Below are 24,930 nucleotides of genomic sequence, written 5' to 3' on the forward strand. Positions count from 1 at the left end.
CTATTTTTTGCCCGTGGCGATCACGCCCAGTGACAGGGCTCTGTCGAGCGTTCGCAAAAGCATTTCTGGCTGAGTGCCGTACTTCGCTTCAAACGACCGCATGTCCGCATGAAGTTCATCGTGATGCGCTCTGCATAGCGGGATCACGAATAAGTCATGCGCTTTGGTTCCCGTTCCACCCTGGCCGTAACCAATCAGGTGATGAGGATCATCAGCAGGCTTGCCACAACAAAGGCAAGGCTGAGATTTTGCCCACCGGGTATACTTTTCATTGGTCCAGCGACGACGCTTGGGCCTCAACAGGAATGTTTCTGGTGTCTCCGGATCAATGGCCATCTCCAGTACCTGCTTGGCCTGTTCTTCCAGAATGCTTGTGGCCGTTCTTGAAGGGACAATCTCGGACTCCCGCATTACTCCCGTAGCTATCTTTTCTGCTCCCATCTTCAGAACCCGGCGCGCTGCCGGTTCAGGCATCAGGTCGATAACGTTTTTGGTAGCGGCCCACCAGCAGAGTTCTGGAAGCGTCAGCTGATGCCCCTCTGGTAGATGAAAAGCCACCAGCGCTGACTGAATAATCCACTTGGCAGAGTTAACCTGAGATATTGCCAGGAGCTTTGGAAGCGATGCCATTTCACGTAGTTCGTTATCGTGGTGCCAGCACAACCTGACCGCGCCCTCATCCGTTCTCATTGTCGTGTGATCTGTAGAGTGCCAGTCTCCGTGCCACTGGCAACCGATACCCTTCCTGAGATGATTCTCCAGCGCATCAATCCCGCCGGCGGCATTTATCACCCTCTGATGTGTGAAGAACGACAATATGGCCGGATCGTCCAACAGTGGCTGGCCTACATCAGCAACGGCCCCGGACGCATGGCCATGCATATACTCAGGTTCGCTGCTGATAAGGATTCGGCGTTGGTGAAATAAAGGCATCAGGTCACGGCCAGGCTTTAACAGAACCACACCGAGATCGGACTGTACGCAGGGCTTGAGTAACGCTCTCATCAATACCCCTTATGCAGCGCTGGAGCTGACCATTAAACGGATCAGCTCTTGTGCCTTCGTGTTGTAGAAGTGCGGCTGTGTCTCACGGGGACTACTGGGGCTGGTGATGTTCTTCCCAAACGCCAGTCCTTTGCTCGTAATGGACCAGAACAGCTTCATTCCCCCACGTGCCCGTGGCGAATTGCTGGGCCGGGACATGCGTTCAACGATTCCAATTTCTTTCAAACGTTGGAATGCATCTGCTGTAGGCAAAGTTATGCCATGTTTCTGTAGCAACGTCGTCAGAGCCATTGTGGGACGGCTTGAACCGTCTACCGAATCAGATGGGGCGTCGATAGCGTATGAGGGCATCATGTTCGGCAGGCCAGCAAACTCCTGTAGCTTTTGATATGCGCCCAGCTTGGAAGAGTTTGAGAAGTTCAGCATACGTGATGCAGACTCAAGGAGGATTACACCTGCCTGCACCTGGTCAGAACGCTGGCTAATTTGTTGCCCGGTCACCACTGCGTCGAAGGTTCGGATGACCTTCAGATTGAATACCGCGCTGCTCCACATGGCATATGCATACACCAGCTCTTTGCTGACGTAGGTTCCCTGATTGGGTCCGCCACGAATCGACTCAACCGACCCGATGCTCAAATCTGAGCAACGGTCGATTTCTGCACACAGTGTCTTGATGTTCTCCTGACGGAAGAAGTTCGCCGGTTTATGCCGATCCTCTCCACCAGCAGCCCGATGTAAATCATTCAGGCAATACCGCCCTGAGTTATCCTGGCGTACAGAAACGCCATCAATTACGAGTAACTGATTCATACTTGTCTCCGCTTATTGTGGTTACGCTCGCCTGCATGCAAAACGTAACGAAGTGACTGTATAAATATACATCCCTGGCCTTATTCGGACAACGTGACATCGTTGTTTTTACGATGAAATTCATTGATCGTCACCTCCGCCTTACCGTGACATGTCACATCACCCCATTCCACGAACATCCGCTTTATCTGGCTGTCATCAGCCCATACTCCGGCATATGTCAGGCTGTCGAATAAGGCTTTCAGAAAGTTGTCTAAATCACGCTTAGCGCGGGTCGGTGGGTACAGGATGACGGGGATATCAATTTCATGGGTGATTGGCTGTGGGCGGCGTTTAAGCTGCTCCCAGACTGAGGCGATGGCATTGACGCGGTACGTGCGCCCTCTTGCGCTGATTAGCGTTCCCTTCCCTGTGGAACGCCAATACCCGTTAACGCTTGGTGGAAATGGCAAGGTTAACTTCAAGCAACCCTCCCCGGTACCAGTTGGATGCTGTTCTCACACTCATTGCCCCATATATCCCATCCCTCTGACGGGCGGCGGGCGAACAGTTCAATGCGTGGCACATCGCCATAAAGCTCTTCAAGCCTGAATCTGGCCTCTGCCGGTTTGGTACTGTGCTCACCCTGGCATGAGTAGATCACCTGCTTTACCGATCGGCTGCTTCGCTCCAGCCCCGTTCCCCGGACTGCCACCAGCGCAGACTCCTGATTACCCCGCGTGTAATTGCCGGGATTCATCCGGGTCTCAGCATTAAGCATGTCCAGCAGCTCGGTGAAGTCGAAGATAGTCTGCTCGGTGATCGCCTTATTGAAACGCTGCTCAGCCAGGGGGTTAAACTTCACCCATGTGAAGCAGAACATCTGCCGTACATCGAACCCCCACGCCTCTGCCAGTTCACGCGCCTCTTCAACGTGTGTCCCGGTGTACCACATCACCAGAACAGAGTTATCTTCAGCAAGCTCCCACACGGGGAGCCTCTTCAGTTCGGTCAGGTTCATGGTGTTGTAATGGCCATCGGCGGCACCGCGGCTAACGGTGTTGCCATACTGCCAGGGTGGATCAGCGTAGATAAGCCCGTATTTCATTGAGCCGCCCCCGCCAGTTCGCCAATCGCCTGCTTTACCGCTGCCCTTAAGGTGCGGATATTCGTCCAGCTGGCGCTCAGGGTGCAGTTCAGTAACTTCAGGAATTCAGCAGCTGATTTAACGTCGCTCTGATTTTCCCGGTACACGGTGCTGAAGCGCAGGAACATCTCTTCCTGAACAGCCTCATCCTGATAGTTCTTATTCACCCACTCGCGCAGTTCGCTTGTGTCACCATAGCTGTTGATATAACTGACAGCCTTGCGGATCGTCTCCTGTGGAATGACTACCGCCTCTGGATTTTCAACTGAGTCAGCGGCCCATGTGTGCGCATACTTCGACTGGCTGAAGGTGAAGGCATCAATATCGCCGAACGCCGCAGCCGCACATGCCCAGGTGGCCACACCACTCTGAGAGATGATTTCCGCTTTGGTCAGCGGCAATGGGTTTTCAGTCACGGTGTCATCATTACCGGCTTCAGGTGCATCACCCTTAACCCCTTTACGGTACTCCTTCAGGATGGCGGTGATTTCATCCATCAGTTCTTCACGTACCACCAGCGACTTGCAACCGCCTGACATCATCCCTACCTCGGCATCCCCCAGCAGTTCGACAAGGCGGCGTGCTTTGATGGCGCTGAACTGTGGCATGGCTGCGGCTTTGGTCAGTTTCTTCTTGCCGGCTGCTTTGGCCTTCGCCAACTCCTGCGTTGCAACACTGCCCGCTTTGGTACCGAATTCACGGGACATCGACACTGCTGTGGTTGCGGCCACTTCTCCGGCACGTACCATACCGATCAGCTCGTCACCGCAATCCAGTAACTGAAGATGATGCTCAACGTCAGCTACCGAACGTTTTACTTTTTTAGCAATCTCCGCTTCAGTCCAGCCCTGGTTCATCAGACGCTGGTAAGCAGCGGCTCGTTCCAGCGGCAACAGCGCACGCCCCTGAGAACTGGTGACCATCAGCGCAATGCGATCAGCCTCTGACCCCTTAGCGTCTTTGCATTCCAGGCGGGCGACTTCATGGCCAGCTTCAATCGCCATCAACGCGCCGTAGTAGCGATGGTGACCATCAATGATTTTCAGGCCCTGCTCGGTGACCTGTACAATCAGTGCCGGGACTTCTTCGCCCTGTATGAACGCATCACGGAATTCTTCAACGTGCTGCTGATCAATCTCACGAACGTTGTAGCCAGGCTCGACGTAAAACTCTTTCAGCCCTGCGAAATAGGTTTTGCGTGGGACGATATCGGTTTCTGAATCGTCGCGGTTCTTGTGTACTACTGAAAGTGAAGTCATTTGCTTACCATCTCCATAACCAGAGCCAAAAAGAGCAGAGCAATCAATACGCTTGCGATGCGAATACTGTGATAAAAAATTTCATGCCGGTTGAGATGCGCCCGTAGTCTGCTTTTCATCAGTCCCTCCACAGATCAATGGCCGGAACGGACACAGAATTAACGCTGGAGACATCAGTCAGAATGCCAACGCAGCCATGACTTATGCAGTACTCCCGGCGTGTAGCAGCCTTGTCTCGGGCCTCTTCGTTGATGGTTGAATCCATCGCCTGAAGCCATTCACGGGCCGCACGTCGCCATAAACCACACTTCTCCAGTTCAACAGCCTTCGCACGGTGCGTTTCATACTTAGGTCCCAGGCATGCCCGATCGGATTCCAGCGGTAAGCGGTAGAAAAATGGATGTGCCTTACGCGCATATCGGGTCACAACTTCTTGGGTGTAAAGCTCGGTCATCAGCGGCTGGATCAGGCGGCGCGGTATACCTGCACCGTTGGCGATCTGCGTTGAAGTGCAGCCAGGGTTTTTTCGGACAAACTCGACAGCCAATTCACGAATATTCATGCTGCGTTACTCCCCGATGTGCGCTGTGCGCAGTCTTTCCAGATGCTGTTCCAGCGGCTCACTGCGAAACTGGCATTCATCGAACGAACGTTTGCCCTGCTGGCTTCAGCCTTAACCATTTCTTCCAGCTGGCTTGGGTTTCTAAGAGGTTTTCCGCTGCCAATGAAGCGACGGTAGGCTGCGTCACGTTCGGTGTGGTCTTCACGCTTGTTGCCGATGGTTTCGCCGTTCTCCCTGACCCACTCCCCGTTTACGCACTTTGGTCGGCCTGCTTTGAGCCAGCCGTTAGCGCCGCTGAGGTACCCCTGAAACTTCGTTGGCTGGAACATCGTCGTGGGGCGAAGGTATTCAGCCATCTTCAGGTCATTGGCCCACTTGGCGTTCAGGTAATCGGTCGTCAGGATCAGCTCGTCAGTGGTAAACCCTTCACCCAGCCGGGCCCGGATGTTCTCCATCGAAGACTTGCTCACCTGGTATCGCTGTCCGGTAATCCGGTTGAGGTGGGTTAATACCTGCTTAGCCATGTCAGTCAAAACCACTTCAGGGTCGGTCTGCGCAGCAGGCTGACAAGAAGTCTTTTTATCTGATGGTTCTTGTTTTGAATTTACTAACGGATCGCCCCCAGATTTCAGAGGGTCAAAACCGTTTTCACGCTGGGATTTCGACGGGTCAGATTTTGATGCCTCAAATTTTGACGCGTCAGATTCTGAGGTGTCAGATTCTGGCGGGTGAACTTTAGAGGCGGCAGCACGCAGCTTTGCCACGTTTAGCTGATAAACATTCGACGCGTTCCGGTTGCCCTGGCGGCGCTGACGGCGGCTTAACCATCCATCCTTCACCAGCTTGCCGATCGCATTACGAACCGTGCTTTCACCAGCTCCAATCTGACGCGCAATAGTTGCCACGCTTGGCCAGCACACTCCTTCGTCATTACACCAGTCAGCCAGTCGAGCCATGATCACCACCTCCGACAACTTCATGCCAGACAAAGCGCAGCCGTCCCAAACGTATGCGGATAACTTAACGCTCATATAACCCTCGTGAATTTCTTGATGAAGAGTTCCAGAGGCTGCATGCACTCATACGGATACCCTTCACGTAGGTAGATGACTTGCTGGTTGATACGGTCCCAGCGGATGACAGTGACCAGAACGCCGCGATGATCCCGGTATTTCCTTTTGAGGTTTTGGCTGTCTTCATCCACGCAGCCCTCCCTCTGATGCCAGTTCGTTGACCTGCTGCCAGACCTTCATGATTTCTACCCGTGACTCTTCAGCCTGGTAGTTGCTGTTCACCGCTTCGCCAGTTAATCTGGACTCATAGCAATACGGCACCGGTGATTTACCACCCGGCAATGGCTTACAACGCATTTGCGGTATGCCAGCTTTTTTAAGTAAACTGTTCATGTGCTTGTGTCTCCGCTAAAAGTGACTTAAGTGCGACGATGCCCGGGAGCTGCAATCTCCTGGGCATCAACTTTTCTGCCCACCATCAAATCTGCTGCATCGGCCTGCATACCGTGCAACGCTGCCCAGGTCAGTACACCCTGCATGGTGTAGCGAATGGACTTCATAACGCTCTGTGTTACTGACTTCAGTTCGTGATACTCAACCACCCCATCCTCTTCAGCATCCAGCTTGCCCTGTGCTGCTAAACCTCTGGCAGCGTCTGCGCGCATCTGCAAAGTAAACAGGTCCACGTTATCCACCAGCTCCGGATTCGGGTTATCAACCACCAGCATCCCAAACTGAGCAGCAAAGTAGTCTGCCAGGAACGGATGACCTACCACGTGTTGCAGGAATGCCAGCTGGTCCATATCGAAGAATCGTGTGCCGTTTTTCATGTGCAGGCGGTTGTTAAACTCGCCATATTTCAATCCCATGAATTCAGCAATCTCTCTATTCGTGCCTTCGTACTGCTTACATGCCTGAATCACAATCTGCTGTAATTCCACCATTTGCCTTTACCTTTGGTAGTTATCAGGCTTTCGCCGATCGGTTATGGTTTGTCTCATAGAGCGTTGGCTCATAACGCAAAGCTCCTTTAGTAATACGTTCGAGACGCATCGCCTGTTTTTCAGGGATTACACTGCCCCAGCGAGAAATTGCCGGGTGTTTAATACCTAAAGCATCGGCGGTTTTCACAACGCCACCGAAATGCTGAATGACAAGGTTTTTGTACATTTATGTCTCCTCTTTTGGAATTAGATGAAGGTAACAAAAGTTACCAAATTACGCAAACATCTTTTACATCGGATTCGCGTAACATTGGTTACATGAAAACCGAGATGAATGATCGAATTAGACAGAGACGTACCCAACTGGACTACACACAGCAACAGTTGGCTAAGCTACTTGGAGTTAGCCGGGTATCTGTAACCAAATGGGAGAACGGAACGGTTAGACCGGCAGGTGAAAACCTTCATCAGCTGGCGAAAACTCTTACCTGCTCTCCAGAATGGTTGCTCTATGGAACGGGTGATCACGTCAAGGATGATACAAGGCTAAAACCAATCTCTCCGCCGATGATATCGGTGCCTGTCATATCTTCCGTTCAGGCAGGTGGCTGGACTGATTCGTATGCAGCAGCTCGGCTGAGTGATGTAATTAGATGGTGCTCTACTACTGTGAAGGTTTCTGAAGATGCATTTGCCCTGGACGTCAGAGGCGAATCTATGACTAATCCAAATGGGTATCCAAGCATCCCAGAAGGTTCTACTGTCATAGTGGAGCCGAACTATGGTTCGTTTGATGATCTGAACGGTAAAATTGTTGTGGCCGTTATTGATGGCAGTTCTGATGCCACCGTGAAAAAAATGGTGGTTGATGGCCCTTACCGATATCTGATGCCCCTTAATCCAATTTTTAACCCGATCCAGTGTGACAATACCTGTCGCATTCTTGGCAAAGTCGTTCAGGTAGTCCAAGAACTTTAACCCTCCAAACCCGTACCCACGGGTTTATTTTCGCCTCCATATGTAACTCTTGTTACCAAACCCATTGACAACAACTGTAACTTTAATTACCTTTAGCTCTACCAGATGGCTAACAGGTGTTACCAAGCCATCTCCAGAGGTTCTAATGCTGTGTGTAGTCTTGGCGGGTATCCGGTTACCTCCTAACCAGGGAATTTATAACCCGGTTTACCCGCACTTTTTTCACATCAGGCAAGGGCATTTGCAAGGCGGGTCTTTGTTGAACGCTTTGAGACGCTAAGCGAACGGCCTTGCCGATGTGGGATATCCGGTGATAGTCAGGTCGATCCACCTGATGCAGGTTCAACTCCTGACCCCACCTCACTCAGCGGAGACAGGCTGTGGATTAATGCAGTGCTCCACCAGCCAATTAAATACACCAAGGCCTTCTGAATTATTGCCAATCTGGCAAGGGATTCGTGCAGCCTGAATTTGATAGGTACACACATGGCAGAAGTAGCAGAATTAACAACGTCAGAGCTGGTTTCCGAAGCTTTCGGTAAAGCAAAAGAGCTGGATAAATCCTTCACGGATATCTCCTGCCTGCTGCGTGCTCTGGCCGTTCGCCTCGATATTCGTCAGGCACTCGTTAAAGCCTCCCCAGATTCACAGGTAGAGCGCTTCCAGCCTGATTACATGATGCAGATGAACCACGAGATGGCCTATATGCGGTCATGCCCTAATGGGCAGTATGTGAAGTTTGACTTGCTGGCAACCTACATCGAGCAGAACGCCCACTTAAAGATGGTCCAGACCACCCTTTCGATTGCGCTCGATCTGCCTGGCGAAAAATCTTTTGCCAGTGAAGTGATCAACCGAGTGCTGAACGGCCCCACTCCGGGCATGGAGGGGTTCCCATGCAGACGCCAACCGATGCCATCACAGTTGGATTCATAACTTTCAGCTACTGCCACCAGCAAGCCGGCTGGTTGTGTGCCGATTATGGGCTTATCTCAAACCCCATCAAAGCTCAGAACCTCGCTGAAAAGCTGAACCAGCATCTTCATGCTCAGTATGGGAGCCAAATTTATGTCCACTAAAGCACCACGCCATGTCAGGCGTCTTCAAATGGGCTGCTGCATACCTGTGAAGCTTCACAATCGCGGGTATATGCACCTCATCAAATTCAATATGGGTGATTACTACGGCACGCTCAGCCTGTTAGCTCATGCAACCTTCATGAAATCTGGCGGTGCCAAATGATCCAGCGCCCATACGATAAAACTAAACCTTTGAGTGAGCAGCCTTGGCTGTTCAGTTCTGGCAAAAAATGCACGGGAGCTATCGAATGATTCAGCCAATTGAAGTTCAGCGTGATGATTACGGTTACTGGACGCATCCAGATTACCTGGCTTTTTGTGATGGCCGTGAATACATACCAAATGACGAATTCAAAAGCTGGATGGAATCTCAGGGATTGGAATGGTCAGTCGAATATCGGGATGAGGAAATGTCCGATCCTGATATTGATGGCGCAGACCTTTCTAACTGGAATCCAGAATCGCCTGCAGGTGATGGATGGTTCGTTGGTTCTATTCATGACTCGGATGATGGTGCTGTTTGTATATGGCTCCGTGCAGCTAAGGATGGTGAGTGATGTATAGCAAAGATGAAATCGACTGTGCTTTAGATTTTGACCTGTTTCAGGGTGACTTCGGTGATCAGGACGATGTGGAGTTATCAAATAAAATAGTCACCGGTCGTAAAAAATATACCTGTTTCGTTTGCTATGGCGATATCCAACCGGAAGAGGTTCACCGCAGCACGGTGTGTAAGTTCGACGGAGAGCTGATGACTTATCGTTGCTGCAACATCTGCTGTAAGGCAATGGTTGATAGCGTTAACGGTGATTATCTAGATACCGAAGAAGGTGAAGACCCTGTTGACGCTCGTTATGCTTTAGGTCAGCAACTCCGCGCAGGAGAGCCATCATGAAAGAGCGACCAATCATTTTCAACGCCGACATGGTTCGTGCAGTTCTCGACGGCAGAAAGACGCAGACGCGCCGGATCATCAAACTCGATCATGAGCGTGGCATGGAAAATCCGGTTGTGCGTGGTAAAGGTGGTGCTGTGAGCTACGTTGGCTGTCGGCTTGCCTCGACATTATGCCCGTTCGGTGAAGTTGGTGATCGCCTTTGGGTGCGTGAGACGTTCCGCGTACATAGCCGGGCTACTGACGTGGCCACACTGGTTTATAAGGCAAGTGAGCAGCAGAGCTGGACGCAGCAGACACACCGGGTGCCAATTGAGAAATGCAATAAACCAGCCGTGATCGACAAGTGGACCCCATCTATACATATGCCGCGCTGGGCCTCCCGCGTAGCGCTGGAGATTACCGGAGTTCGTTTGGAGCGATTGAAGGATATCAGTGCGGAAGACGTTACGGCTGAAGGCATCAAAACCCTTGGGGAGGCGATGTGGGGGCCACAATGGTGGGCCGATGCTCCGCAAGCAGCAATAAATGACGCCCAGCTTCAGTTCTCAATCATCTGGAGCAAAATCTACGGCGAAGCCAGTTGGCAGGCTAACCCGTGGGTGTGGGTTATTGAATTCCAGCATGTAGGAGGTGAGTGATGTCTTTTCCATTAAAGAACCGGATCATCAATCTCTTCAATCAGGTCAGCGGTCTGGTTCTTAACGTTACCGACCGTTTTAGCCACAGGATGCCAAGTGAACTCATCAGCCGGCACGGACTCATCTTTGGCTATCTCACTGGCCCGTTCGCTGCTGGTTTCAGGGTCGAGCCATTCCATGATGGATTTAGGCTCAATAACCAGCGGCCTGCGGTCGTGAATGTCCACCAGCCCTTTATCGCTTTCGGCTGTGACAATGACAAAGCCTTCGTTATCGTTCTCCTTGTCGTATGGCGCTTTACCGATGGCGGCGAAGAAAATGGGTTCACCGGATTCATGGTAGATAAAGTATGGCTGTTTCTTGCTGCCGTCACGCTTCCATTCGTACCAGCCATCGGCCATGACTATCGCGCGTCCGTGGTTCCACAACGGCTTGAACATCCTGCCTGTTGCTGCCGTTTCGACTCTGGCGTTAATCAGTGGGGCTTTATCCCACCATTCGGGCCCGTAGCCCCAGTGAACGGGATCGAGATGCAACTTGTCATCGCGCTGGTTGAGAAGCAAAACACGTGTGCCTGGAGCGACGTTATACCTGCCGATCGGCTCATGGTCATGGGCAATCTGCCGCTCTACCTCGTCGGCAAACTCCTTCAGATATTCTTCACGTGTTCTGTACTGAGTGAAGCGTCCGCACATAGTCGTACCCCCTCATTTGAGCTTAGCAGCTCAAAGGGAGTCGCATATGAGTAAGTCGGCTGCAGAACGTAAAGCAGCTCAGCGACAACGCCAGGCAGAGGAAGGATTAGGGAAGCTGGAGCTGACTCTGGATCAGCAAGAGTTGGAGATGCTCCGGCAGAACTGCGCGACACGTCGCCCTTTCAGGGAGCCTTACGATATGAATGAGTATATCACCCTGCTCATTCGCAAAGACAATGCAGAGCTTGAGAGGATTCTGGCTGAGCTAAAGCAGAAGCGGTGCGGTAAGTGCGGGGATGCGCTGCCGGGTGATCCAGATGGATGTTATTTCTACAAGATAGGCGATTCAACATGCTGGCAAACTTTTGGCTGGCATGACATCAAAATCAAGCTGTGACATGTCACAGCACCATTAAGCCCGATGCAGCGGGAAAGCGGAGATTAATATGAGCACTGACTATATGACTGAGCAGGAAGTGATGGCTGAGATCGGTAAGGCACGCACGGCATTATGGCGTTTACGTAAGAAACATGGCTTCCCATTGCCTGTTTTGACCCACCCGGCGAGATACAGTCGCAAGGCGGTTTTTAAATGGATTGAAGATGGCGGGGTTAACCGAGCTGTTTAACGTGCCAGAAGACTTTATCAGCGTAAAGCTCATAGGCTTTACGTTGCTCTTCCAGCCAATCATGCTTGTTATAAACAGCCATCACACCACCAAGTTCATGCCCCAGCATCTTTTCGGTGACATGGGGCATTACTCCCTCTCCAGATAAATTTGTTACTAATGAGCGCCGGAAATCATGCGTGCGCCATTCAGGTATATCAATCTTTTTCCTGAGATTTTTCATGTACAAATTAGATGACGATCGGTCTATTGCCTTATCCAAATCTTGGCCGGGGAACATCACTGGATTCCCCATAGAGATCAGGCGCTCGACGTAAGGCTGTATTTGTTCAAATATCGGACGACGAATAACATTGCCCATTTTTGAGTGTGCTGTTGGAGTGGTCCAGATTAAGTCATCCATATTGAACTCTGCATACGTCGATAGCCGCAGTTCGGAGAGCCTGGCTCCCCAAAGTAACAACATTTGATGAAGTAACTTGTTGGAGGAAAATACCTTGTTATTTTCCAAAGCTAACCATACCTTTGCCAGCTCTGTGTAAGTTAAAACCCGAACACCTACATCAGGCTTTTTTCCGATATTTTTCACGCTTAACTTCAAAACTTCACAGGATGTGATCAGTTGCCGGCTGATACACCAGTTCATCACTGAACGCAGCTGGAGCAGCAACACTCTGGCCTTTTTTTTATTATTCTTTTCCTGCTTATCGAAGAACTGCACCCAAAGCGAAACGGGAATGCTGGATACGGGAACATCCCGAAATTCTGTGTACATGGTGTTGTACACGACCGATTTGTAGAGAATACGAGTGTTCTCTTTAAGGCCGGTCACATACTTATCCCACCACGCGTTAAGGCACTCAAGAAGAGTTAACTCTCCAGAGCTGCTGGCAAAATAGGTTTTTGGGTTAATGCCCTTAGTGTACAATGCGCGCATCTCGCCCACGGCAATGCGGGCATCCTTCAGGGAAGTGGAAGGATAGCGTCCTACAGTGACTCGCGTAGGAGTTCCATTCCATCTGTAACGATGCTGGAATGTTACGGTTCCTGAAGGCGTGATGCGAACGCTTAAGCCGTCACCATCAGTGACTTCAGCGGGGCCTGAGTAGGGTTTACCGTTGATGCTGCGAAGTTTCGTATCACTGAGAGCCACTTTTAGTATCCTGTACACATTGCTTAAATCTATTCTGTACTCAATGTGTACGCAATGGCAAGTGAACGAAGCGATATCAAGGAAGGAACATCAAGACCAGAGGGAAACGATAGGAAACGCAAAGCTTGAAAAAACTTGTTAAAACACGGTAAGATAGAAACATAGACGAACGATTTAAAACGCCGTCGCTCTACGTCTCCTTAGTTAAATGGATATAACGAGCCCCTCCTAAGGGCTAGTTGCAGGTTCGATTCCTGCAGGGGACACCACATTGTCATTACCCGCCATCACCCAGCATTACCAAACCCCCTTGCTATAAGCCTTCTCCCTCAATTCATTGTTACCCGAAATTACCCCACATGATTTGACTGCACCGCTTTTTTGCGGGCATATTGTGGGCATACTGAAAAATCACCCCGGAATTATGCCCACATGTTGACGGTCAAGCAGATTGAAGCAGCCAAACCAAAGGAAAAAGCGTTCCGCCTCGCGGATGCTGGAGGTCTGTTTCTGTTCGTTCCGCCATCAGGCAAGAAGGTCTGGCGCCTTCGATATCGTTTCGAAGGGAAGGAAAAGACGCTAGTGATCGGCCCCTACCCTGAGGTGAGTCTCACTGAGGCAAGGTCGCGGCAGTCGGAAGCTAAAATGAAGCTTCTTTCCGGGTTGGACCCCGCAGGCCTGAAGCAGGCAATAAAAAAGAAAGAGAAGGAGCTGGTTGCAGATTCCTTCCAGGATATTTTTAACGAATGGCATTTTCATAAATCAAAGGTTTGGTCTGAGGGTTATTCTTCAGAGATGCGAAGCATGTTTGATGATGACATCCTTCCGCTTATCGGCCATCTGAGGATGGAAGAGATTGAGCCCATGATTCTGCTCAAGGTGATCCGCCTGTATGAAGACAGGGGTGCTATGGAGCGCGCCGATAAAGCCAGGCGGCGTTGTGGAGAGGTTTTCCGTTATGCGATCATCACCGGTCGGGCGAAATACAATCCGGCTCCTGATCTAGTTGGCGCGCAAAAAGGTTACAGAAAGGAGAATTACCCTTTTCTGACAATGGACCGAATCCATGCCTTCAATGACGCTCTTCTTTCTTATAGTGGAAGCATCATTTCCAAAGTTGCCACACAGGTGCTGCAGTATACGGCAATGAGAACTGTCGAACTGCGCTCACTGTCATGGGCAGACATCGATTACGAAAACAGGCTGATACACATTGACCCTTCAGTAATGAAGGGAAGGCGCGTGCATGTTGTTCCGATGTCAGATCAGGTTGTTTCATTACTTCAAGATATGCAGAGGATTTCAGGTCAGTATGACCGCGTGTTCCCTGGAAGAGTTAATAAGAAAATATCCATCAGCGAAAACACCATTCTCGGCGTGATTCGCAGGATTGGCTATGAAGGTCAGACCTGCGGCCACGGATTCAGGCACCAGTTCAGCACGGTTCTGAATGAGAAGAACTGGCCCCATGATGCCATTGAGAGACAACTCGCGCACGTTGATAAGAACAATATGCGTGGCGTTTATAACCACGCTCAATACCTGGAAAAACGCCGGGAGATGATGCAGTGGTGGGCTGACTGGGTAGATGGAAAGGTTAACTAAATTGTCGGCCGGCGTTCCTCGTAAACGCGTCGGGCGCAAAAGGTTACCTTGCCGATCACATTTAGCTCGTCCAGTACTTTCCCTCTATGCCCTCCAGATCCAGTCAATAATCAAGTCCAAAAACATAGCTACACCAGAAAAATCCGAACTTTGACTCCCTAAGAATATGCCTGGAGCCAGCATCAACTGAGAGTAGTAGGCTAAATGTTCTACACATGTGGATGATTATGCATGTGTGGTTCAAGAGCTTCGATCATTTTCCGGCCCTAGTGCCGGGATTTTTTTGTCTGAAATTCGGCTATAATGTTTGTGGGGCCGAAGAGCACCCTATATCAAAGAAGTATCCCAACACCGATTTTCCCGCCCAATCTGGCGGGATTTTTTTTGCATTTATTGCAATTTAGATTGGTACTACTATGATTGTATTGCGATATCCATCGCTATACTCATAAGACATTCCTGTGCACAACCAATATTCAGCCCGTCGCCAAAGCGGGCTCTTTTTATGCGTCAAATGACCAATACCCTTCACTCAGAAACCTCTAAACTTTCGAACCCTAATTACATGCTTGGAGCCACGACTGGGTCCACGTAGTAGGTTAAATATTCTGGACATGCGGAATACGTATGTGTGGTTCAAGAGTAATATTGTCCTTTTTCCCGGCTCCACGGCCGATTTTTTCTGCCATCAATAACTCGAAAATATTGCTCAAGCTTTGGCGCGCAGAACCGATAACTTCTCTACCGGTAGTTCATTACAGCGTCCTCTGTCGGGCTGTAGTGAGGGCACTAACGGAACCCAGGATTTTTTTGATGCACTTAATCTCCCGGCCATGATAGCCGGGATTTTTTTGCCTATAATTTGCAGTTTAGCGTGGCCCTACTATGGTTAGAGTAACGATATCCATCGTTAACCTCATTAGATATACCAACCTGTGTACTACAAGGATTTAGCCCGCCGCCAAAGTGGGCTTTTTTTTGTAATTTCTTAGCAGTTATATTATCGGCCGGCTGTCATCGTGGTAATTGGACACCATGAAGGTCAACTTACCCAGCACCACGATATCTTCCATAGCAGCCGCCTCAAGTGCTTCACCGTCACGGGTGATGATTGACTGCCCCATCAGCTTACCTACCGCCCTCTCGCCGTACAGCTCGAAACAGAGCATATCCCCTGAGACAGGACTAGCGCCCGAATCCAGCAGATGAATAACGCCGTCAATTTCAAAAAGGCTCACGCTGGGCCGCACCTGGCATATCTCGTTCAGGTCGATCCGCGATTCAACATAGTCCTGAGCCGGTGAGGGAAATCCCATATCAGTGGCCCCCGTTGTTTGGATTGAACAGGTGGAACATCCGGCGCTCACCCTCTTCTGTCGAGATGTCGCGGAAGCAACCCTGATAGTGCTCAATCCAAAGGTTTGCCTCAGCCAGGGTAAAATCGTGGTTCACCTTCGTCAGATGCTCAACGAAGTCGACCGTGGTAACCGTGCGCTTGCCGTTCGGCGCTATTTTGATGCTTGCTCTGAATGCTGTTGCAATGTCGTCTCTGCGTGCCATGATGGCCCCCAACCAAATACTGTATGCATATACAGTAATATTGATCGGCACTTTTGATCAAGGCGGGGCCCTGAGGGAATTGTAAAGCTATTGGTGGGCAACGAAATTTAGTTTTCGGTGGACTTGGGATGAGGTAAAACAGGCTTAATGCACAGATGAGAAAAAATACAGCAGTTAAGCTGATCTTTTTATTGAGGTTTTTGTGCTGCCTGGATATTATCCCGATATTGTGCGGTTAAATAGTGATCTGCACATAAGGGAAGGCCCCTAGCTGCGTCAACAACTAAGGGCCAATAAAAACAGTCAGTGCTTGAATGTTTTCTTGAGATCTCGCAAAAGAGATTATCTCAAGCGTGATCCCCTGTAAAGCGTTCGGCACCTTATTTTTAAAGGTGCTTTATGAAGACTATATGCAATAAGAATCACCGCTATAACCCGATGTATGCAGTGTTGCCAGAGAGCCAGGGGCAAACAGGTCGCCATAAATGCGCAGGATGCGCTTTTGAACTCGCAATGCTCAATAAGGCAAAAGGCATCCCGTCTTCCAATGATGATAGTATTTTGGCCGAGCTCCCTGAAAGCCAGGCTGGAAACGTTCGCCACAAAGACGCCTTTGCAGCATACCAGTTGGTTTATAAGTATTAAGTACCTCAACCCGGCCATCGCGCCGGGTTTTTTATCCCATCGTTTGGCTCCCGCTCAACTGCTTACCTAAGCTTACCACCCCCGCAGCCTGCTGAGATCGGCGCGGTCTGTAGCTGCCCCGTCTCCGGGGCTTTTTTATGGATAGCGTAGCGCATCATTAAACGCTGTTCTGCGATCTGAACTCATGTGATACATTGTCAAAAATATTTGGAGGGTAAAGACATGCTTAACCGCCTGAAGAAGTTACTTTCAGTCAGTGAAAAAGATATTGCTGATGGGCAGACGTATGAGTCTGTAACTGAAAACATTAAACTTGTCTCGAAAGATTCACCCGCTCTCAAAGCTCTTGTGAAGAGCTATGAAAGTGGCGACCTTACTCAGGAGCAGTTCATTGCCTCTTCTGTTTCGGCGCTATCAAAAGAAATCCTTAGATCGAGAGAAGAGTTAGTGAAAGTCGACGTAATGACTTGGTGACTAAGCTGAATGAATATCACAATATTATTATTGAATATATTTGAGGGAAAATGGAAAAGCTGAGGCCAAACAGCGATATTGAAATTCTGCGTGCTTTCGCAATCATCATGGTTCTGGTGCAGCACTTCCCTTCTCTGTACTTCTGGAGTGACCATACCTTCTTCGCTTCAATTAACAGACTGTTCAGCTTCTGGGGTGGTGTCGACCTATTTTTCTGTATATCAGGTTATGTAGTAAGCATGTCTATAATGATGTCCATTGACTCAAATAAAGAGATTGGAAAAAGCAACAGGGCTGAGATTAAAGCATTTTACATTAAAAGACTTTTTCGCTTGATGCCAACATCTATTTTTTGGGTTGTCATAATGCTGATAATGACGGCCACATATAATATATCTGGCGCTTTTGGCAGGATGGATCTCAATATCTACCAAGCGCTTTCAGTGATAACCTACAATTACAATGTTGTTTCCGCAATTATGAGTGACGCACACCTTCAGGTCACTTTCGGTCCATATTGGTCTCTCTCGCTTGAAGAGCAGTTCTACATAGTTTTTCCATTGTTTCTCCTGTTTACGCCACGAGAAAAAAGGACAGCAGTGATTGCTATCATGCTGTTTGTGCTTTTCTTCATCCACAGGCAAGGAAACATGACATTCAACTTCCGGATTGACGCCATGCTATGGGGTGTTTTGATTGCTACGTGGAGATTGAATGGTAAATCATCCAAGTATGAACCTGCATTTTTGCATAAAAATTTACTTTCCATCTTAGTCACAATAGCTTTACTTATAATGATGATGGTAAGAGGTGACTATCTTAATGGAAGCAGGTTCCTTGTTTGATATCTTTCACTTGTGTCATTCGTCTTTGTTTATATCTCATCATTTAATAAAGGGTACGTTTACTGTCCTAACCCCATCAGAAAATTCTTTCTATGGGTGGGAGCAAGGTCATATGCTATCTACATAATCCATATGCCAGTAATATACTTCGTACAGGAATCGACAGTGCGGCATTATGTCTCCATTGGCGTTGGCCCATCAAAATCAATAGCCTTATGCGTCATAATGACAATCTCCGCTATTGCGCTAACAGCAGTATTGGCAGAGTTAAACTTCAGGTTAATTGAAGTTCCACTCAGGAATTACGGTCGAAAACTGGCTAACAGGATGTTAGCCAACTGATTAAATATCATCTGCCTGATTTATTGTGGCTTATCTGGCCACTTTATATCAGGCGCAGAAGATAGATCCATGCGATTTAATGTCACGCGGTATTGCTTCCAACTTTTCAACAGCGCCTCTTCTTTTGAGGTTGCCTCCCCCAGATCAACTGCGTCCTGGAGCGGGTTGATTGCTACAGTTGCTTCAGCCATTAAAGATGCTTTCCTTGATTCAGCTAGCGCTAGCTCTTCATCTTTACTGAGTGCAGGCGGGTTGGATAACTGCGGTTTGCCTTTCTTGTCGGCTGTAATTACTAGACCTTTTTCCTGACCAGAAAGCAGTGAGTTGTAGGTATCGATATCAATCTCAACAGCATCATCAGGAATATAGTCATGTACATTTTCAAGGTAAAACCCGCCCGTGATTGAAGAGTAGAAATATTTGTTTTCCATGTTATTCCTTAGATTTTGCCGATAGCAAGCCACATAACTCCAGTGGTGTTTTGTGTATTAGTCGAGCGGAGTGTTAAAGTAGTTAAAGTTGAGGTATCTACTCCGACACGATAATTATTAGTTGAGCTACTATCAATTGGCGTAGCCATCTGCACTACACCTTGCGAGAATGCTAACGGATAGGTAACCACCGCTGAACCAGATGCAGGCACCGCAGCAGTACCCCACTGCATAACTAATCCCCCTGGTAGTTTCTGATAGCCTGGGGACCCGGTATTATTTGAAAATTGCCCAAGATTAACAGCATGATTTGATTGCGAGCCAGCAATAACCGGAAGCGCCCCGCCACTATTTCCGCACATAACCCATGCAGTAAGAGAGCTGTTCCACTCCACTTCAATGAGTCCATTAGCAATTATCTCCCCTCCCTGTAGTGCTTGATGGGCATGAGAATAAAGTGGGTATGCTGAACCACCATTTGCAGCAAATGTGCTTGCACCTGTATTGGCGACTTTTGCTTTGAAGGTGAAGCGCATCCCGTCTGCAAGGGTTGGTATGGCCGGAACAAACTGAGCCACATAAGCGTTTGCAGCACCCGTATCAGCAGCATACGTCATAGCACTCTGCTGAACAGACGCTACCAGACCAGCCGCTGGCAGGAACGGTGCATTTGCAGCGGTAGTGATGTTGGCGGCGGCAACGATAGTCGCGCCCTGAGCAACCGTGATAACCCATGCGGCTGTGTATCCGGTGTCGGCCGATGGCGTGGTCTGCGTGCCAGTAGTCGCAGCAACGCCAGCTTTGAGTGCCACCGTACAGACACCAGAGCGAACGGTGTTTTGTGCTGTGCCAGAGTTGTTAGGGCCGCTATATGCCACTGACGGGTTTGCAGCGTTGTAATAGGGCAATACCTTTGCGCCTGAATCAGTGTCAGAGTAAGCAACCTGAATCAGGTAGTTGATACTCTGACCCGCGGTCGTCGGTGCTGTAAGCGTGAACGCGGTAGATGACATCACGACACCCTGCTTCAGGATCGTATTCGAGGTGTCGGCAGCCAGCGATGAATATGCTGTGTTATCGACGTTCTGAACGCTATAGATTTCACCGCTGGCAACGTTTACTACCATTGAGGCTGGGCTTGATGGCGTACAGGCCAGGCCGCGCAGATAGGTAGTCGTCCCCATCATGGCAGCGGCGAGTTTAGCCAGCCCAATCATGGCGTACTTGTTGGTGTTGAGCAGGTCTGTTTCGAGCGGAATCGAGCCCGGATAAACGATTTGACGATCCATTTATGTTTCCTAATAAAAAGACCACCGCGATGGGTGGCCTGTTGAGGATGGTGAATTGAGGTATGTTTACTGCAACCGAACCCAGACGATAGTGCCTTCCATTTTCACTGCCGCGATAGCTTCGTAGACCTGTGCATCAGTAACGCTCCCGGTAATCATGCTCTGTGACGCGTACTCACCGCGTGATGCGACGCTGTAGCCAGAAGGTGTGGATGAGTAACCTGCTATGTAGGGAATGCCTGAACCTGATGGGCGATAGGCAGTTACGAACGCCTGATATGGCAGCATCATTGAGCCATAGCCTCCCGCAACTCCATAACCAATCATGGGGCCGCCGTATGAACCAGTATCTAGCGGTCTCTGAGGCTCAAAGATATAAGGCGTCTTGCCGGTCATGTCCTCCAGAATATCGATGATTGCCTGCCGGGTGCCACGCTCCCTGAACAGGCTAATTTTCATTTTATTTCTGAATAGGTCATCCGATTGCCCCGCTGCGCGCTGCATGTTCGTGCCGAAGAAATCAAAGGCCGCCAGATCGAGCCATCCATCCGTTGCTGTGCTGATTCGCGTCTGGAGCTTCGCATACAGATACAGGGAGTAACACCAAGCCAGCGCGCTGGCGCAGGCAGTGACAGCGCCGGTAAGGATAGGATTGCTGTCACCAAACCAGGTAGGTGGTAAGAGCCCTTTTAGGCGCGTGTAAATGTCGTTCTGATCGCCTGTCGCCATTTAGCTCACCGAGATTGTGCCGGCGCGAATCACCTGTTTTCCGGTTGCGGCAATATCCGCTGTCGCGCCGTTGAGGGTTACAGAAGAGACGTTAGTAACAAGTGAACTGGCGCCGTATGCGATGTTGGACAGTTTCGAATACGGCAGTAATTGCCCCAGCGACAGGCTGGCGATGTATTTCTGAATCGCTGCCTGCGCCATCCCAACGATCGTCGCGTGGTCGCCAGATGAATCAGTGGTGATGACCATCACGACATTCGCCGTCACCACCGTAGGCGGGAAGACGCCGAAGGTGATTGTGAAGCCCCTCACCGCATCAACCGCTGCATATGCCTGGCTGATAAATGTGTTCGACGGGGTACCGCTGCCATCATCAACCACCGCATAAAAATAGCCGGGTTGAGAGGTCCCGTTATAGGCATAATTCTCGGTTAGCGTATAGGTGACGCCGCTTTGCATGCTGCTCAGTGCGTAACCAATCGCAGCTTTAGTCGCCTTTGAGAGTGAGGCTATCCAAAGCACGAATCTGGCCCGGAAGTCATCGTCTGACTCCGCATCCTCACCGTTCACAAACGTAGCGCTGTTGGTTACCGTGTCCACGTACTGGATTGAACCGGAGATAACGGTGATAGTGCCAGCCTGCGCGTTTCCTGCCGCACCGGCGGTATCTGCCCTTACAGGTACGGACAACGAACTAACTCCGGCGGTAATCACATATCCGGACTGCGTCGAGTCATAAGCAGAGTTGGTGATGTCAGAGATGACCGAATAAGCCTGCGTGCCGTCTGTACTGGTTACGCCGGAACCGACCGGAATCAGTGCCTGATTGGTTGCTGTAAACCGACTGAATGTTACCTGCCCCGTGGCCTGCACTGCTGACAGGCGCGTGAAGCTGAAGTCAGCCATCAACGAATCAAGATCGTCGCCTGAGCAGGTAGCCGCCCGGGTTACCACCAGAAGATTAACTATAAGCTGCTGAATCCCCATCGCGACGCCAGCATTTGATTCAGCCAGCGCGCGCAGGATGCTGCCGATAGCCAGATCAACGAGGCCAGCAGCTTTAGCCTGCATCGCAGTGACCTGATCACTGACCAGAGTGGCGAACGTTTTAGTATTAAGTGATGCCACGTGTTACCTCGTTACGTCAAAGCTGAGAGTTTCCGGTGTGTTGGAAGTTGAATCGGTGTAGCTGATCGTCACGCACACCCCGCCATCAACCAGTGAGATTGATACTGATGGTGCTGGGTTACTCGCCACGGACTCTTCAAGCTGCACCTGCCCGGAGATAAGTGCTTTCCACTCGTTCAGATTGACGTTCTGCCCGACTTTTTTACCCAGGCCAGCGCCATAATCAGGATGGAAAACGTAATCGCCAGGATTAGTCATCAGGCGGCGCAGAATCCGCTGTTTTCCCCTCTCCGTGCCGGTAACCGGGCGCAGGTCTCCCGCTGGCGAGGTGCTGAGTTCCCCGCCAACATAGTGATAGATGTCGTACATGAGTCACCGCTATGAGAGTTGTTGGTTTGGCTTGCTGGTTGTGCCGCCGCCATCGCCGTTTTCTGGATGGGTGTGTCCGTTGTAGGTGGTTCTGACCTTCTGCACGGTGCCATATGCACCGTTGTTGTCGCTGATGTCTTTCACGACGACCAGGTTTTTTTCCATTGTCACATCGCCACCGGTAAAATGGTGCGCCGGGGCGTCATAGGTGATTTTGGTAGTCGAACTCAGGAGCACTTCACCGTCATTGAGAAACTTCAGAAGCGATCCGCTTTTATGGATGAGCCAGAACTCACCAGACGGCGGGCCGGGGCTGCGGTCAACATCGTTAAAGAATTGCCCTGCAGCCATGCCAGCGCCCATGAGGCCAGAATCAAACTCCACCTCAACAACAGCGCCAATCATCGGGCCCGCCGCCATCCCCCACCCACTGCCGACCCACGGAGAACTGAGTGGTATCCAACCCGTCTCCTCACCCGTTGGTTGAAGCTGAACCTTCACCGCATAATTATCTGGATCGTACGCAGTAATAACGCCCTGCCGCGTGCCGCTTTGCCCTGCCCCGGATTGCTGCGCCTGCGCGGCCATTGCATTCAGTAATGCTCTCACTCTGATACCTCCAGTGCTGGGCTGTGATTCTTGCCCGATATGCTCATCGCATAACCGGACTCCCAACTCAGAGTGCGTCGAACACTGTCGCAGTAATAAAGCTGATCAAACGGACTCGCTGTGCCTTCGATACGCACCATAGTTTGTGGCATAAGAAAGTTATCGCCGGCGGTCGAGCCGCTGAATTTCATCTCATGCTGAATGACCTGCTGATATATGGTCTGCGCCAGCGCTGCAGCTGACTCAGGAGAAAGGCCGTTGCGGATAACCCGGTAAACCTGAGTTTTAGCCGTGGCATTACCGGGTGTGGTTCCCTTGGCATTCTTAGGGTAGGAGGCAACGAATTGCTTATTCTTTCTCTTGGCGTTCCAGCTCAACACTTCAACCGTAACACCCTTTGATATCGTCAATGCCCGCGAGAAAGACAGGTCATCAGACATATTGCACTGGGGGTAAGCTAATGCCCCCGGCGGCTGCCAGCGAATCACGTAGTTATCGGCTTTTGCAGGGTCTTTCATTGGCTGGAAATAGAGGGTTTCACCTTCCACCCAGACTGAGAAATTTTCTATAGCAGCCAGCGTTGTCAGCAGGTCCCATTCGGTTTGTTCGCCGGTGAGGTGGGCTGAATCAATCTGGTAAAACTCCCCGAAGCGCTGCGTTGTTGGAGTAACCGCCGCTTTCAGACCGTGGCGCTCAGCCAGCATCGTTGCGATTTGCGAACTGGTGTAGTTTTTGAAGCTTTCGCCGGCTGACTTGGCATCAATGAGGAGAGCAATGAAATCGCGGCCATCTGCAGTGATTTCGAAGCGCGCCGGATCGTAATGCCAGTTATCGATATTCCCGATAATCAGCTTCTTTTCGTTCGTTCCTGATTTGGTAATTATTGAGGCGGACAGCTCGACCTTAATCGTGGTTTGCACCGCCCAATAATTCAGTAATCCCATAGTGGCAGGGAGCGCTGATGTCGCCAGTACAAGATCAAAGGTAGAGGCCCCTCGAAAGCCATTACTCTCGACACTGAAGGATACAAACGGCACTTCTACCCCATTCAAAAGACAACGCCCGCTGATATGGCGGGCGCTGGATTCGGTTATTGCGTTGTTCACATCCATGGCTAACTCGTCGGATTAGAGGGTATGGTGAGCGTGTTGATGCCAGTTAGTTGCGGGTCAGTAAGGTTGTTGGCCGAAGCAATGCTGCTCCAGAGAGAGGCATCTCCGTACTGGTCAGAAGCAACCTGGTAAAGATTGCCGCCAGACAACGTTACCGATCTGACGCCATCAGCAGTCTGCCCTGAATTTACATTTTTATTTAACCGGCCAAGCACGTTTTGAAGGTTGTAGAGCGCCGGTATTTTCGTTGACTGGTCAGCCTGCAATAACAGGTTGCTGATGGTCTTCGAAATCGGATTGCCCGGAACAAGCCCGCCCAGGGTCGTGATGTCATTAGCAGCGGATTCAAGTTGACCGATCTGCTGCTGAATCATCACCTGCGCGGCCACGATAGGCCTGACAACAGACTGAACCTGCTCAACCGTGGCATGTGCGAAGTCAGTCACCTCTTTAACAGCGCTTTTTACGGTCGTGACAGCGCTTGTAACGCTATCAACGTTGATGATGTCAGCGAGGCCAAGGGATTTCCCTACATCGCTATCAATGAGTCCCTGAAGCGCCCCGGTTAATGCATCCACCTTCAGTGGCGAAGCATTGTTGCTGACGATCGCCACCTCAATCGTGAATGGTCGTCGGTAGATGAACTCATATACCGGAGTGAACGAGGTTATCACCACCGTAAAGCTGTAATTATCCAGCGTCAGGGTTAACTGCTCCCCGGCGTCACGCATCCGCTCGAGCGCGCTGACACGATCGCCGGACTGAGAACCGGTAATGATGCCAGACCATGATAGCGGGTCATATTCGATGCCTAGAACGTCAACAGTCCGCTTACCACCAATCATCTGGTGAAGAACGGTCTTCTGCCTGCCGGGTATGGCGATGCGCTCAGGGACTTCGAAATCCAGAAACTCGAAATCCCCGAGTACTACCCGGGTCGCTGTGGGGTCATAGCCCTGCGCGAAATTGTTCAATGCGCTTAAGAACGCCATAACGACTC

35 protein-coding genes and 1 tRNA gene are annotated in these 24,930 nt (G+C 50.4%); 13 read left to right on the top strand and 23 right to left on the bottom strand.

Annotated elements, in window-relative coordinates:
- The 11 genes from E2F51_RS23120 to E2F51_RS23170 form a co-directional block, all read right to left on the bottom strand.
- On the bottom strand, positions 1-1,005 hold the full coding sequence (locus E2F51_RS23120) for a DUF968 domain-containing protein (protein WP_134824688.1): 1,005 nt from the start codon (positions 1,003-1,005) through the stop codon (positions 1-3).
- Between the two features lie 9 nt (positions 1,006-1,014).
- Positions 1,015-1,818, bottom strand: coding sequence for a KilA-N domain-containing protein (locus E2F51_RS23125; protein WP_134824689.1), 804 nt, complete (start codon positions 1,816-1,818; stop codon positions 1,015-1,017).
- An 80-nt stretch (positions 1,819-1,898) separates the two neighbouring features.
- A complete protein-coding gene (locus tag E2F51_RS23130) occupies positions 1,899-2,282 on the bottom strand; it encodes a RusA family crossover junction endodeoxyribonuclease (protein WP_134824690.1) in 384 nt (127 codons plus the stop codon).
- Positions 2,279-2,905, bottom strand: coding sequence for an MT-A70 family methyltransferase (locus E2F51_RS23135; protein WP_134824691.1), 627 nt, complete (start codon positions 2,903-2,905; stop codon positions 2,279-2,281). The genes E2F51_RS23130 and E2F51_RS23135 overlap by 4 nt, the downstream gene beginning before the upstream one ends.
- Positions 2,902-4,203 (bottom strand): chromosome partitioning protein ParB, encoded by a 1,302-nt coding sequence (locus tag E2F51_RS23140; protein ID WP_134824692.1) that lies wholly within the window; start codon positions 4,201-4,203, stop codon positions 2,902-2,904. Before E2F51_RS23140 ends, E2F51_RS23135 begins: the two co-directional genes overlap by 4 nt.
- A 118-nt stretch (positions 4,204-4,321) precedes the next feature.
- Positions 4,322-4,765: a PerC family transcriptional regulator gene (locus E2F51_RS23145; protein ID WP_134824693.1), complete on the bottom strand. Its 444-nt coding sequence runs from the start codon at positions 4,763-4,765 to the stop codon at positions 4,322-4,324.
- A complete protein-coding gene (locus tag E2F51_RS23150) occupies positions 4,762-5,796 on the bottom strand; it encodes a conserved phage C-terminal domain-containing protein (protein ID WP_134824694.1) in 1,035 nt (344 codons plus the stop codon). Before E2F51_RS23150 ends, E2F51_RS23145 begins: the two co-directional genes overlap by 4 nt.
- Entirely contained in the window at positions 5,793-5,969 is a 177-nt protein-coding gene (locus tag E2F51_RS23155) for a DUF4222 domain-containing protein (RefSeq protein ID WP_134824695.1), read from the bottom strand. The genes E2F51_RS23150 and E2F51_RS23155 overlap by 4 nt, the downstream gene beginning before the upstream one ends.
- Positions 5,962-6,171, bottom strand: coding sequence for a hypothetical protein (locus tag E2F51_RS23160; RefSeq protein ID WP_134824696.1), 210 nt, complete (start codon positions 6,169-6,171; stop codon positions 5,962-5,964). Before E2F51_RS23160 ends, E2F51_RS23155 begins: the two co-directional genes overlap by 8 nt.
- A gap of 26 nt (positions 6,172-6,197) precedes the next feature.
- Positions 6,198-6,722 (bottom strand): YmfL family putative regulatory protein, encoded by a 525-nt coding sequence (locus E2F51_RS23165; RefSeq protein WP_134824697.1) that lies wholly within the window; start codon positions 6,720-6,722, stop codon positions 6,198-6,200.
- 22 nt (positions 6,723-6,744) lie between these two features.
- On the bottom strand, positions 6,745-6,948 hold the full coding sequence (locus E2F51_RS23170) for a Cro/CI family transcriptional regulator (RefSeq protein ID WP_134824698.1): 204 nt from the start codon (positions 6,946-6,948) through the stop codon (positions 6,745-6,747).
- Positions 6,949-7,040: 92 nt separating this feature from the next.
- Here E2F51_RS23170 and E2F51_RS23175 point away from each other — a divergent pair, with 92 nt between their 5' ends.
- From E2F51_RS23175 to E2F51_RS23200, 6 genes are all read left to right on the top strand, one after another.
- Positions 7,041-7,700, top strand: a complete 660-nt coding sequence (locus tag E2F51_RS23175) for a LexA family transcriptional regulator (protein ID WP_209215587.1) — start codon at positions 7,041-7,043, stop codon at positions 7,698-7,700.
- Positions 7,701-8,186: 486 nt separating this feature from the next.
- Positions 8,187-8,636 carry a hypothetical protein gene (locus E2F51_RS23180; RefSeq protein ID WP_134824699.1) on the top strand — a complete coding sequence of 150 codons (450 nt, stop codon included), beginning with the start codon at positions 8,187-8,189 and terminating at the stop codon, positions 8,634-8,636.
- Entirely contained in the window at positions 8,597-8,779 is a 183-nt protein-coding gene (locus E2F51_RS23185) for a DUF1317 family protein (RefSeq protein WP_134824700.1), read from the top strand. The genes E2F51_RS23180 and E2F51_RS23185 overlap by 40 nt, the downstream gene beginning before the upstream one ends.
- A gap of 248 nt (positions 8,780-9,027) precedes the next feature.
- Positions 9,028-9,336: a hypothetical protein gene (locus tag E2F51_RS23190; protein WP_134824701.1), complete on the top strand. Its 309-nt coding sequence runs from the start codon at positions 9,028-9,030 to the stop codon at positions 9,334-9,336.
- Positions 9,336-9,674: a hypothetical protein gene (locus E2F51_RS23195; protein ID WP_134824702.1), complete on the top strand. Its 339-nt coding sequence runs from the start codon at positions 9,336-9,338 to the stop codon at positions 9,672-9,674. Before E2F51_RS23190 ends, E2F51_RS23195 begins: the two co-directional genes overlap by 1 nt.
- Positions 9,671-10,315, top strand: a complete 645-nt coding sequence (locus E2F51_RS23200; protein ID WP_134824703.1) for a hypothetical protein — start codon at positions 9,671-9,673, stop codon at positions 10,313-10,315. Before E2F51_RS23195 ends, E2F51_RS23200 begins: the two co-directional genes overlap by 4 nt.
- A gap of 11 nt (positions 10,316-10,326) precedes the next feature.
- On the opposite strand, the gene E2F51_RS23205 is transcribed toward E2F51_RS23200, so the two are convergent.
- The gene (locus tag E2F51_RS23205) at positions 10,327-11,010 is read right to left on the bottom strand and encodes an SOS response-associated peptidase family protein (RefSeq protein WP_134824704.1); all 684 of its coding nucleotides are present in this window, start codon (positions 11,008-11,010) and stop codon (positions 10,327-10,329) included.
- Between the two features lie 46 nt (positions 11,011-11,056).
- Between E2F51_RS23205 and E2F51_RS23210 the strand changes: the two genes are divergently transcribed.
- Both E2F51_RS23210 and E2F51_RS23215 read left to right on the top strand, forming a co-directional pair.
- Positions 11,057-11,407, top strand: a complete 351-nt coding sequence (locus E2F51_RS23210) for a hypothetical protein (RefSeq protein ID WP_134824705.1) — start codon at positions 11,057-11,059, stop codon at positions 11,405-11,407.
- Between the two features lie 49 nt (positions 11,408-11,456).
- The gene (locus tag E2F51_RS23215; RefSeq protein ID WP_134824706.1) at positions 11,457-11,639 is read left to right on the top strand and encodes an AlpA family transcriptional regulator; all 183 of its coding nucleotides are present in this window, start codon (positions 11,457-11,459) and stop codon (positions 11,637-11,639) included.
- On the opposite strand, the gene E2F51_RS23220 is transcribed toward E2F51_RS23215, so the two are convergent.
- On the bottom strand, positions 11,623-12,792 hold the full coding sequence (locus tag E2F51_RS23220; protein WP_134824707.1) for a site-specific integrase: 1,170 nt from the start codon (positions 12,790-12,792) through the stop codon (positions 11,623-11,625). The genes E2F51_RS23215 and E2F51_RS23220 overlap by 17 nt on opposite strands.
- Before the next feature lie 194 nt (positions 12,793-12,986).
- Between E2F51_RS23220 and E2F51_RS23225 the strand changes: the two genes are divergently transcribed.
- Positions 12,987-13,061 (top strand) — tRNA-Arg (locus E2F51_RS23225).
- A gap of 163 nt (positions 13,062-13,224) precedes the next feature.
- Complete coding sequence (locus E2F51_RS23230; protein WP_134824708.1) at positions 13,225-14,397, top strand: tyrosine-type recombinase/integrase; 1,173 nt, start codon at positions 13,225-13,227, stop codon at positions 14,395-14,397.
- A gap of 995 nt (positions 14,398-15,392) precedes the next feature.
- Here E2F51_RS23230 and E2F51_RS23235 read toward each other — a convergent pair.
- The gene (locus tag E2F51_RS23235) at positions 15,393-15,713 is read right to left on the bottom strand and encodes a hypothetical protein (RefSeq protein ID WP_134824709.1); all 321 of its coding nucleotides are present in this window, start codon (positions 15,711-15,713) and stop codon (positions 15,393-15,395) included.
- 1 nt (position 15,714) lies between these two features.
- Complete coding sequence (locus tag E2F51_RS23240; RefSeq protein ID WP_209215464.1) at positions 15,715-15,957, bottom strand: DNA polymerase V; 243 nt, start codon at positions 15,955-15,957, stop codon at positions 15,715-15,717.
- Positions 15,958-16,356: 399 nt separating this feature from the next.
- Between E2F51_RS23240 and E2F51_RS23245 the strand changes: the two genes are divergently transcribed.
- The 3 genes from E2F51_RS23245 to E2F51_RS23255 all read left to right on the top strand — a co-directional run bounded on the left by E2F51_RS23245 (position 16,357) and on the right by E2F51_RS23255 (position 17,921).
- The gene (locus tag E2F51_RS23245) at positions 16,357-16,602 is read left to right on the top strand and encodes a hypothetical protein (protein WP_134824710.1); all 246 of its coding nucleotides are present in this window, start codon (positions 16,357-16,359) and stop codon (positions 16,600-16,602) included.
- A 222-nt stretch (positions 16,603-16,824) separates the two neighbouring features.
- The gene (locus tag E2F51_RS23250; protein ID WP_134824711.1) at positions 16,825-17,076 is read left to right on the top strand and encodes a hypothetical protein; all 252 of its coding nucleotides are present in this window, start codon (positions 16,825-16,827) and stop codon (positions 17,074-17,076) included.
- Between the two features lie 50 nt (positions 17,077-17,126).
- Positions 17,127-17,921, top strand: coding sequence for an acyltransferase (locus tag E2F51_RS23255; protein ID WP_134824712.1), 795 nt, complete (start codon positions 17,127-17,129; stop codon positions 17,919-17,921).
- A gap of 362 nt (positions 17,922-18,283) precedes the next feature.
- Here the strand turns inward: E2F51_RS23255 and E2F51_RS23260 are convergent, their stop codons facing one another.
- The 8 genes from E2F51_RS23260 to E2F51_RS23295 form a co-directional block, all read right to left on the bottom strand.
- Positions 18,284-18,694: a tail fiber assembly protein gene (locus E2F51_RS23260; protein ID WP_134824713.1), complete on the bottom strand. Its 411-nt coding sequence runs from the start codon at positions 18,692-18,694 to the stop codon at positions 18,284-18,286.
- 8 nt (positions 18,695-18,702) lie between these two features.
- Complete coding sequence (locus E2F51_RS23265) at positions 18,703-19,983, bottom strand: hypothetical protein (RefSeq protein WP_134824714.1); 1,281 nt, start codon at positions 19,981-19,983, stop codon at positions 18,703-18,705.
- A 66-nt stretch (positions 19,984-20,049) separates the two neighbouring features.
- Positions 20,050-20,712 carry a hypothetical protein gene (locus tag E2F51_RS23270; protein ID WP_134824715.1) on the bottom strand — a complete coding sequence of 221 codons (663 nt, stop codon included), beginning with the start codon at positions 20,710-20,712 and terminating at the stop codon, positions 20,050-20,052.
- Positions 20,713-21,840 carry a baseplate J/gp47 family protein gene (locus E2F51_RS23275; protein ID WP_245174158.1) on the bottom strand — a complete coding sequence of 376 codons (1,128 nt, stop codon included), beginning with the start codon at positions 21,838-21,840 and terminating at the stop codon, positions 20,713-20,715.
- Between the two features lie 3 nt (positions 21,841-21,843).
- Positions 21,844-22,209: a phage tail protein gene (locus E2F51_RS23280; protein WP_134824716.1), complete on the bottom strand. Its 366-nt coding sequence runs from the start codon at positions 22,207-22,209 to the stop codon at positions 21,844-21,846.
- Between the two features lie 9 nt (positions 22,210-22,218).
- Entirely contained in the window at positions 22,219-22,818 is a 600-nt protein-coding gene (locus E2F51_RS23285) for a phage baseplate assembly protein V (RefSeq protein WP_134824717.1), read from the bottom strand.
- Positions 22,815-23,930 (bottom strand): phage late control D family protein, encoded by a 1,116-nt coding sequence (locus E2F51_RS23290; RefSeq protein ID WP_167738425.1) that lies wholly within the window; start codon positions 23,928-23,930, stop codon positions 22,815-22,817. Before E2F51_RS23290 ends, E2F51_RS23285 begins: the two co-directional genes overlap by 4 nt.
- A 2-nt stretch (positions 23,931-23,932) precedes the next feature.
- On the bottom strand, positions 23,933-24,922 hold the full coding sequence (locus tag E2F51_RS23295) for a hypothetical protein (protein ID WP_134824718.1): 990 nt from the start codon (positions 24,920-24,922) through the stop codon (positions 23,933-23,935).
- Positions 24,923-24,930: the final 8 nt, after the last annotated feature.

It is taken from the genome of Erwinia sp. QL-Z3 (assembly GCF_004551645.1).
Classification (GTDB): domain Bacteria; phylum Pseudomonadota; class Gammaproteobacteria; order Enterobacterales; family Enterobacteriaceae; genus Erwinia; species Erwinia billingiae.

What these genes read in the sequence shown, in the direction of transcription:
- E2F51_RS23235 (WP_134824709.1), bottom strand. Translation starts at nt 15,713, where the DNA reads ATGGGATTTCCCTCACCGGCTCAGGACTATGTTGAATCGCGGATCGAC.
- E2F51_RS23270 (WP_134824715.1), bottom strand. Translation starts at nt 20,712, where the DNA reads ATGGCGACAGGCGATCAGAACGACATTTACACGCGCCTAAAAGGGCTC.
- E2F51_RS23215 (WP_134824706.1), top strand. Translation starts at nt 11,457, where the DNA reads ATGAGCACTGACTATATGACTGAGCAGGAAGTGATGGCTGAGATCGGT.
- E2F51_RS23230 (WP_134824708.1), top strand. Translation starts at nt 13,225, where the DNA reads ATGTTGACGGTCAAGCAGATTGAAGCAGCCAAACCAAAGGAAAAAGCG.
- E2F51_RS23135 (WP_134824691.1), bottom strand. Translation starts at nt 2,905, where the DNA reads ATGAAATACGGGCTTATCTACGCTGATCCACCCTGGCAGTATGGCAAC.
- E2F51_RS23175 (WP_209215587.1), top strand. Translation starts at nt 7,041, where the DNA reads ATGAAAACCGAGATGAATGATCGAATTAGACAGAGACGTACCCAACTG.
- E2F51_RS23205 (WP_134824704.1), bottom strand. Translation starts at nt 11,010, where the DNA reads ATGTGCGGACGCTTCACTCAGTACAGAACACGTGAAGAATATCTGAAG.
- E2F51_RS23125 (WP_134824689.1), bottom strand. Translation starts at nt 1,818, where the DNA reads ATGAATCAGTTACTCGTAATTGATGGCGTTTCTGTACGCCAGGATAAC.
- E2F51_RS23265 (WP_134824714.1), bottom strand. Translation starts at nt 19,983, where the DNA reads ATGGATCGTCAAATCGTTTATCCGGGCTCGATTCCGCTCGAAACAGAC.
- E2F51_RS23120 (WP_134824688.1), bottom strand. Translation starts at nt 1,005, where the DNA reads ATGAGAGCGTTACTCAAGCCCTGCGTACAGTCCGATCTCGGTGTGGTT.
- E2F51_RS23210 (WP_134824705.1), top strand. Translation starts at nt 11,057, where the DNA reads ATGAGTAAGTCGGCTGCAGAACGTAAAGCAGCTCAGCGACAACGCCAG.
- E2F51_RS23170 (WP_134824698.1), bottom strand. Translation starts at nt 6,948, where the DNA reads ATGTACAAAAACCTTGTCATTCAGCATTTCGGTGGCGTTGTGAAAACC.
- E2F51_RS23165 (WP_134824697.1), bottom strand. Translation starts at nt 6,722, where the DNA reads ATGGTGGAATTACAGCAGATTGTGATTCAGGCATGTAAGCAGTACGAA.
- E2F51_RS23250 (WP_134824711.1), top strand. Translation starts at nt 16,825, where the DNA reads ATGCTTAACCGCCTGAAGAAGTTACTTTCAGTCAGTGAAAAAGATATT.
- E2F51_RS23160 (WP_134824696.1), bottom strand. Translation starts at nt 6,171, where the DNA reads ATGAACAGTTTACTTAAAAAAGCTGGCATACCGCAAATGCGTTGTAAG.
- E2F51_RS23190 (WP_134824701.1), top strand. Translation starts at nt 9,028, where the DNA reads ATGATTCAGCCAATTGAAGTTCAGCGTGATGATTACGGTTACTGGACG.
- E2F51_RS23260 (WP_134824713.1), bottom strand. Translation starts at nt 18,694, where the DNA reads ATGGAAAACAAATATTTCTACTCTTCAATCACGGGCGGGTTTTACCTT.
- E2F51_RS23245 (WP_134824710.1), top strand. Translation starts at nt 16,357, where the DNA reads ATGAAGACTATATGCAATAAGAATCACCGCTATAACCCGATGTATGCA.
- E2F51_RS23145 (WP_134824693.1), bottom strand. Translation starts at nt 4,765, where the DNA reads ATGAATATTCGTGAATTGGCTGTCGAGTTTGTCCGAAAAAACCCTGGC.
- E2F51_RS23240 (WP_209215464.1), bottom strand. Translation starts at nt 15,957, where the DNA reads ATGGCACGCAGAGACGACATTGCAACAGCATTCAGAGCAAGCATCAAA.
- E2F51_RS23150 (WP_134824694.1), bottom strand. Translation starts at nt 5,796, where the DNA reads ATGAGCGTTAAGTTATCCGCATACGTTTGGGACGGCTGCGCTTTGTCT.
- E2F51_RS23195 (WP_134824702.1), top strand. Translation starts at nt 9,336, where the DNA reads ATGTATAGCAAAGATGAAATCGACTGTGCTTTAGATTTTGACCTGTTT.
- E2F51_RS23140 (WP_134824692.1), bottom strand. Translation starts at nt 4,203, where the DNA reads ATGACTTCACTTTCAGTAGTACACAAGAACCGCGACGATTCAGAAACC.
- E2F51_RS23180 (WP_134824699.1), top strand. Translation starts at nt 8,187, where the DNA reads ATGGCAGAAGTAGCAGAATTAACAACGTCAGAGCTGGTTTCCGAAGCT.
- E2F51_RS23200 (WP_134824703.1), top strand. Translation starts at nt 9,671, where the DNA reads ATGAAAGAGCGACCAATCATTTTCAACGCCGACATGGTTCGTGCAGTT.
- E2F51_RS23185 (WP_134824700.1), top strand. Translation starts at nt 8,597, where the DNA reads ATGCAGACGCCAACCGATGCCATCACAGTTGGATTCATAACTTTCAGC.
- E2F51_RS23280 (WP_134824716.1), bottom strand. Translation starts at nt 22,209, where the DNA reads ATGTACGACATCTATCACTATGTTGGCGGGGAACTCAGCACCTCGCCA.
- E2F51_RS23295 (WP_134824718.1), bottom strand. Translation starts at nt 24,922, where the DNA reads ATGGCGTTCTTAAGCGCATTGAACAATTTCGCGCAGGGCTATGACCCC.
- E2F51_RS23290 (WP_167738425.1), bottom strand. Translation starts at nt 23,930, where the DNA reads ATGGATGTGAACAACGCAATAACCGAATCCAGCGCCCGCCATATCAGC.
- E2F51_RS23255 (WP_134824712.1), top strand. Translation starts at nt 17,127, where the DNA reads ATGGAAAAGCTGAGGCCAAACAGCGATATTGAAATTCTGCGTGCTTTC.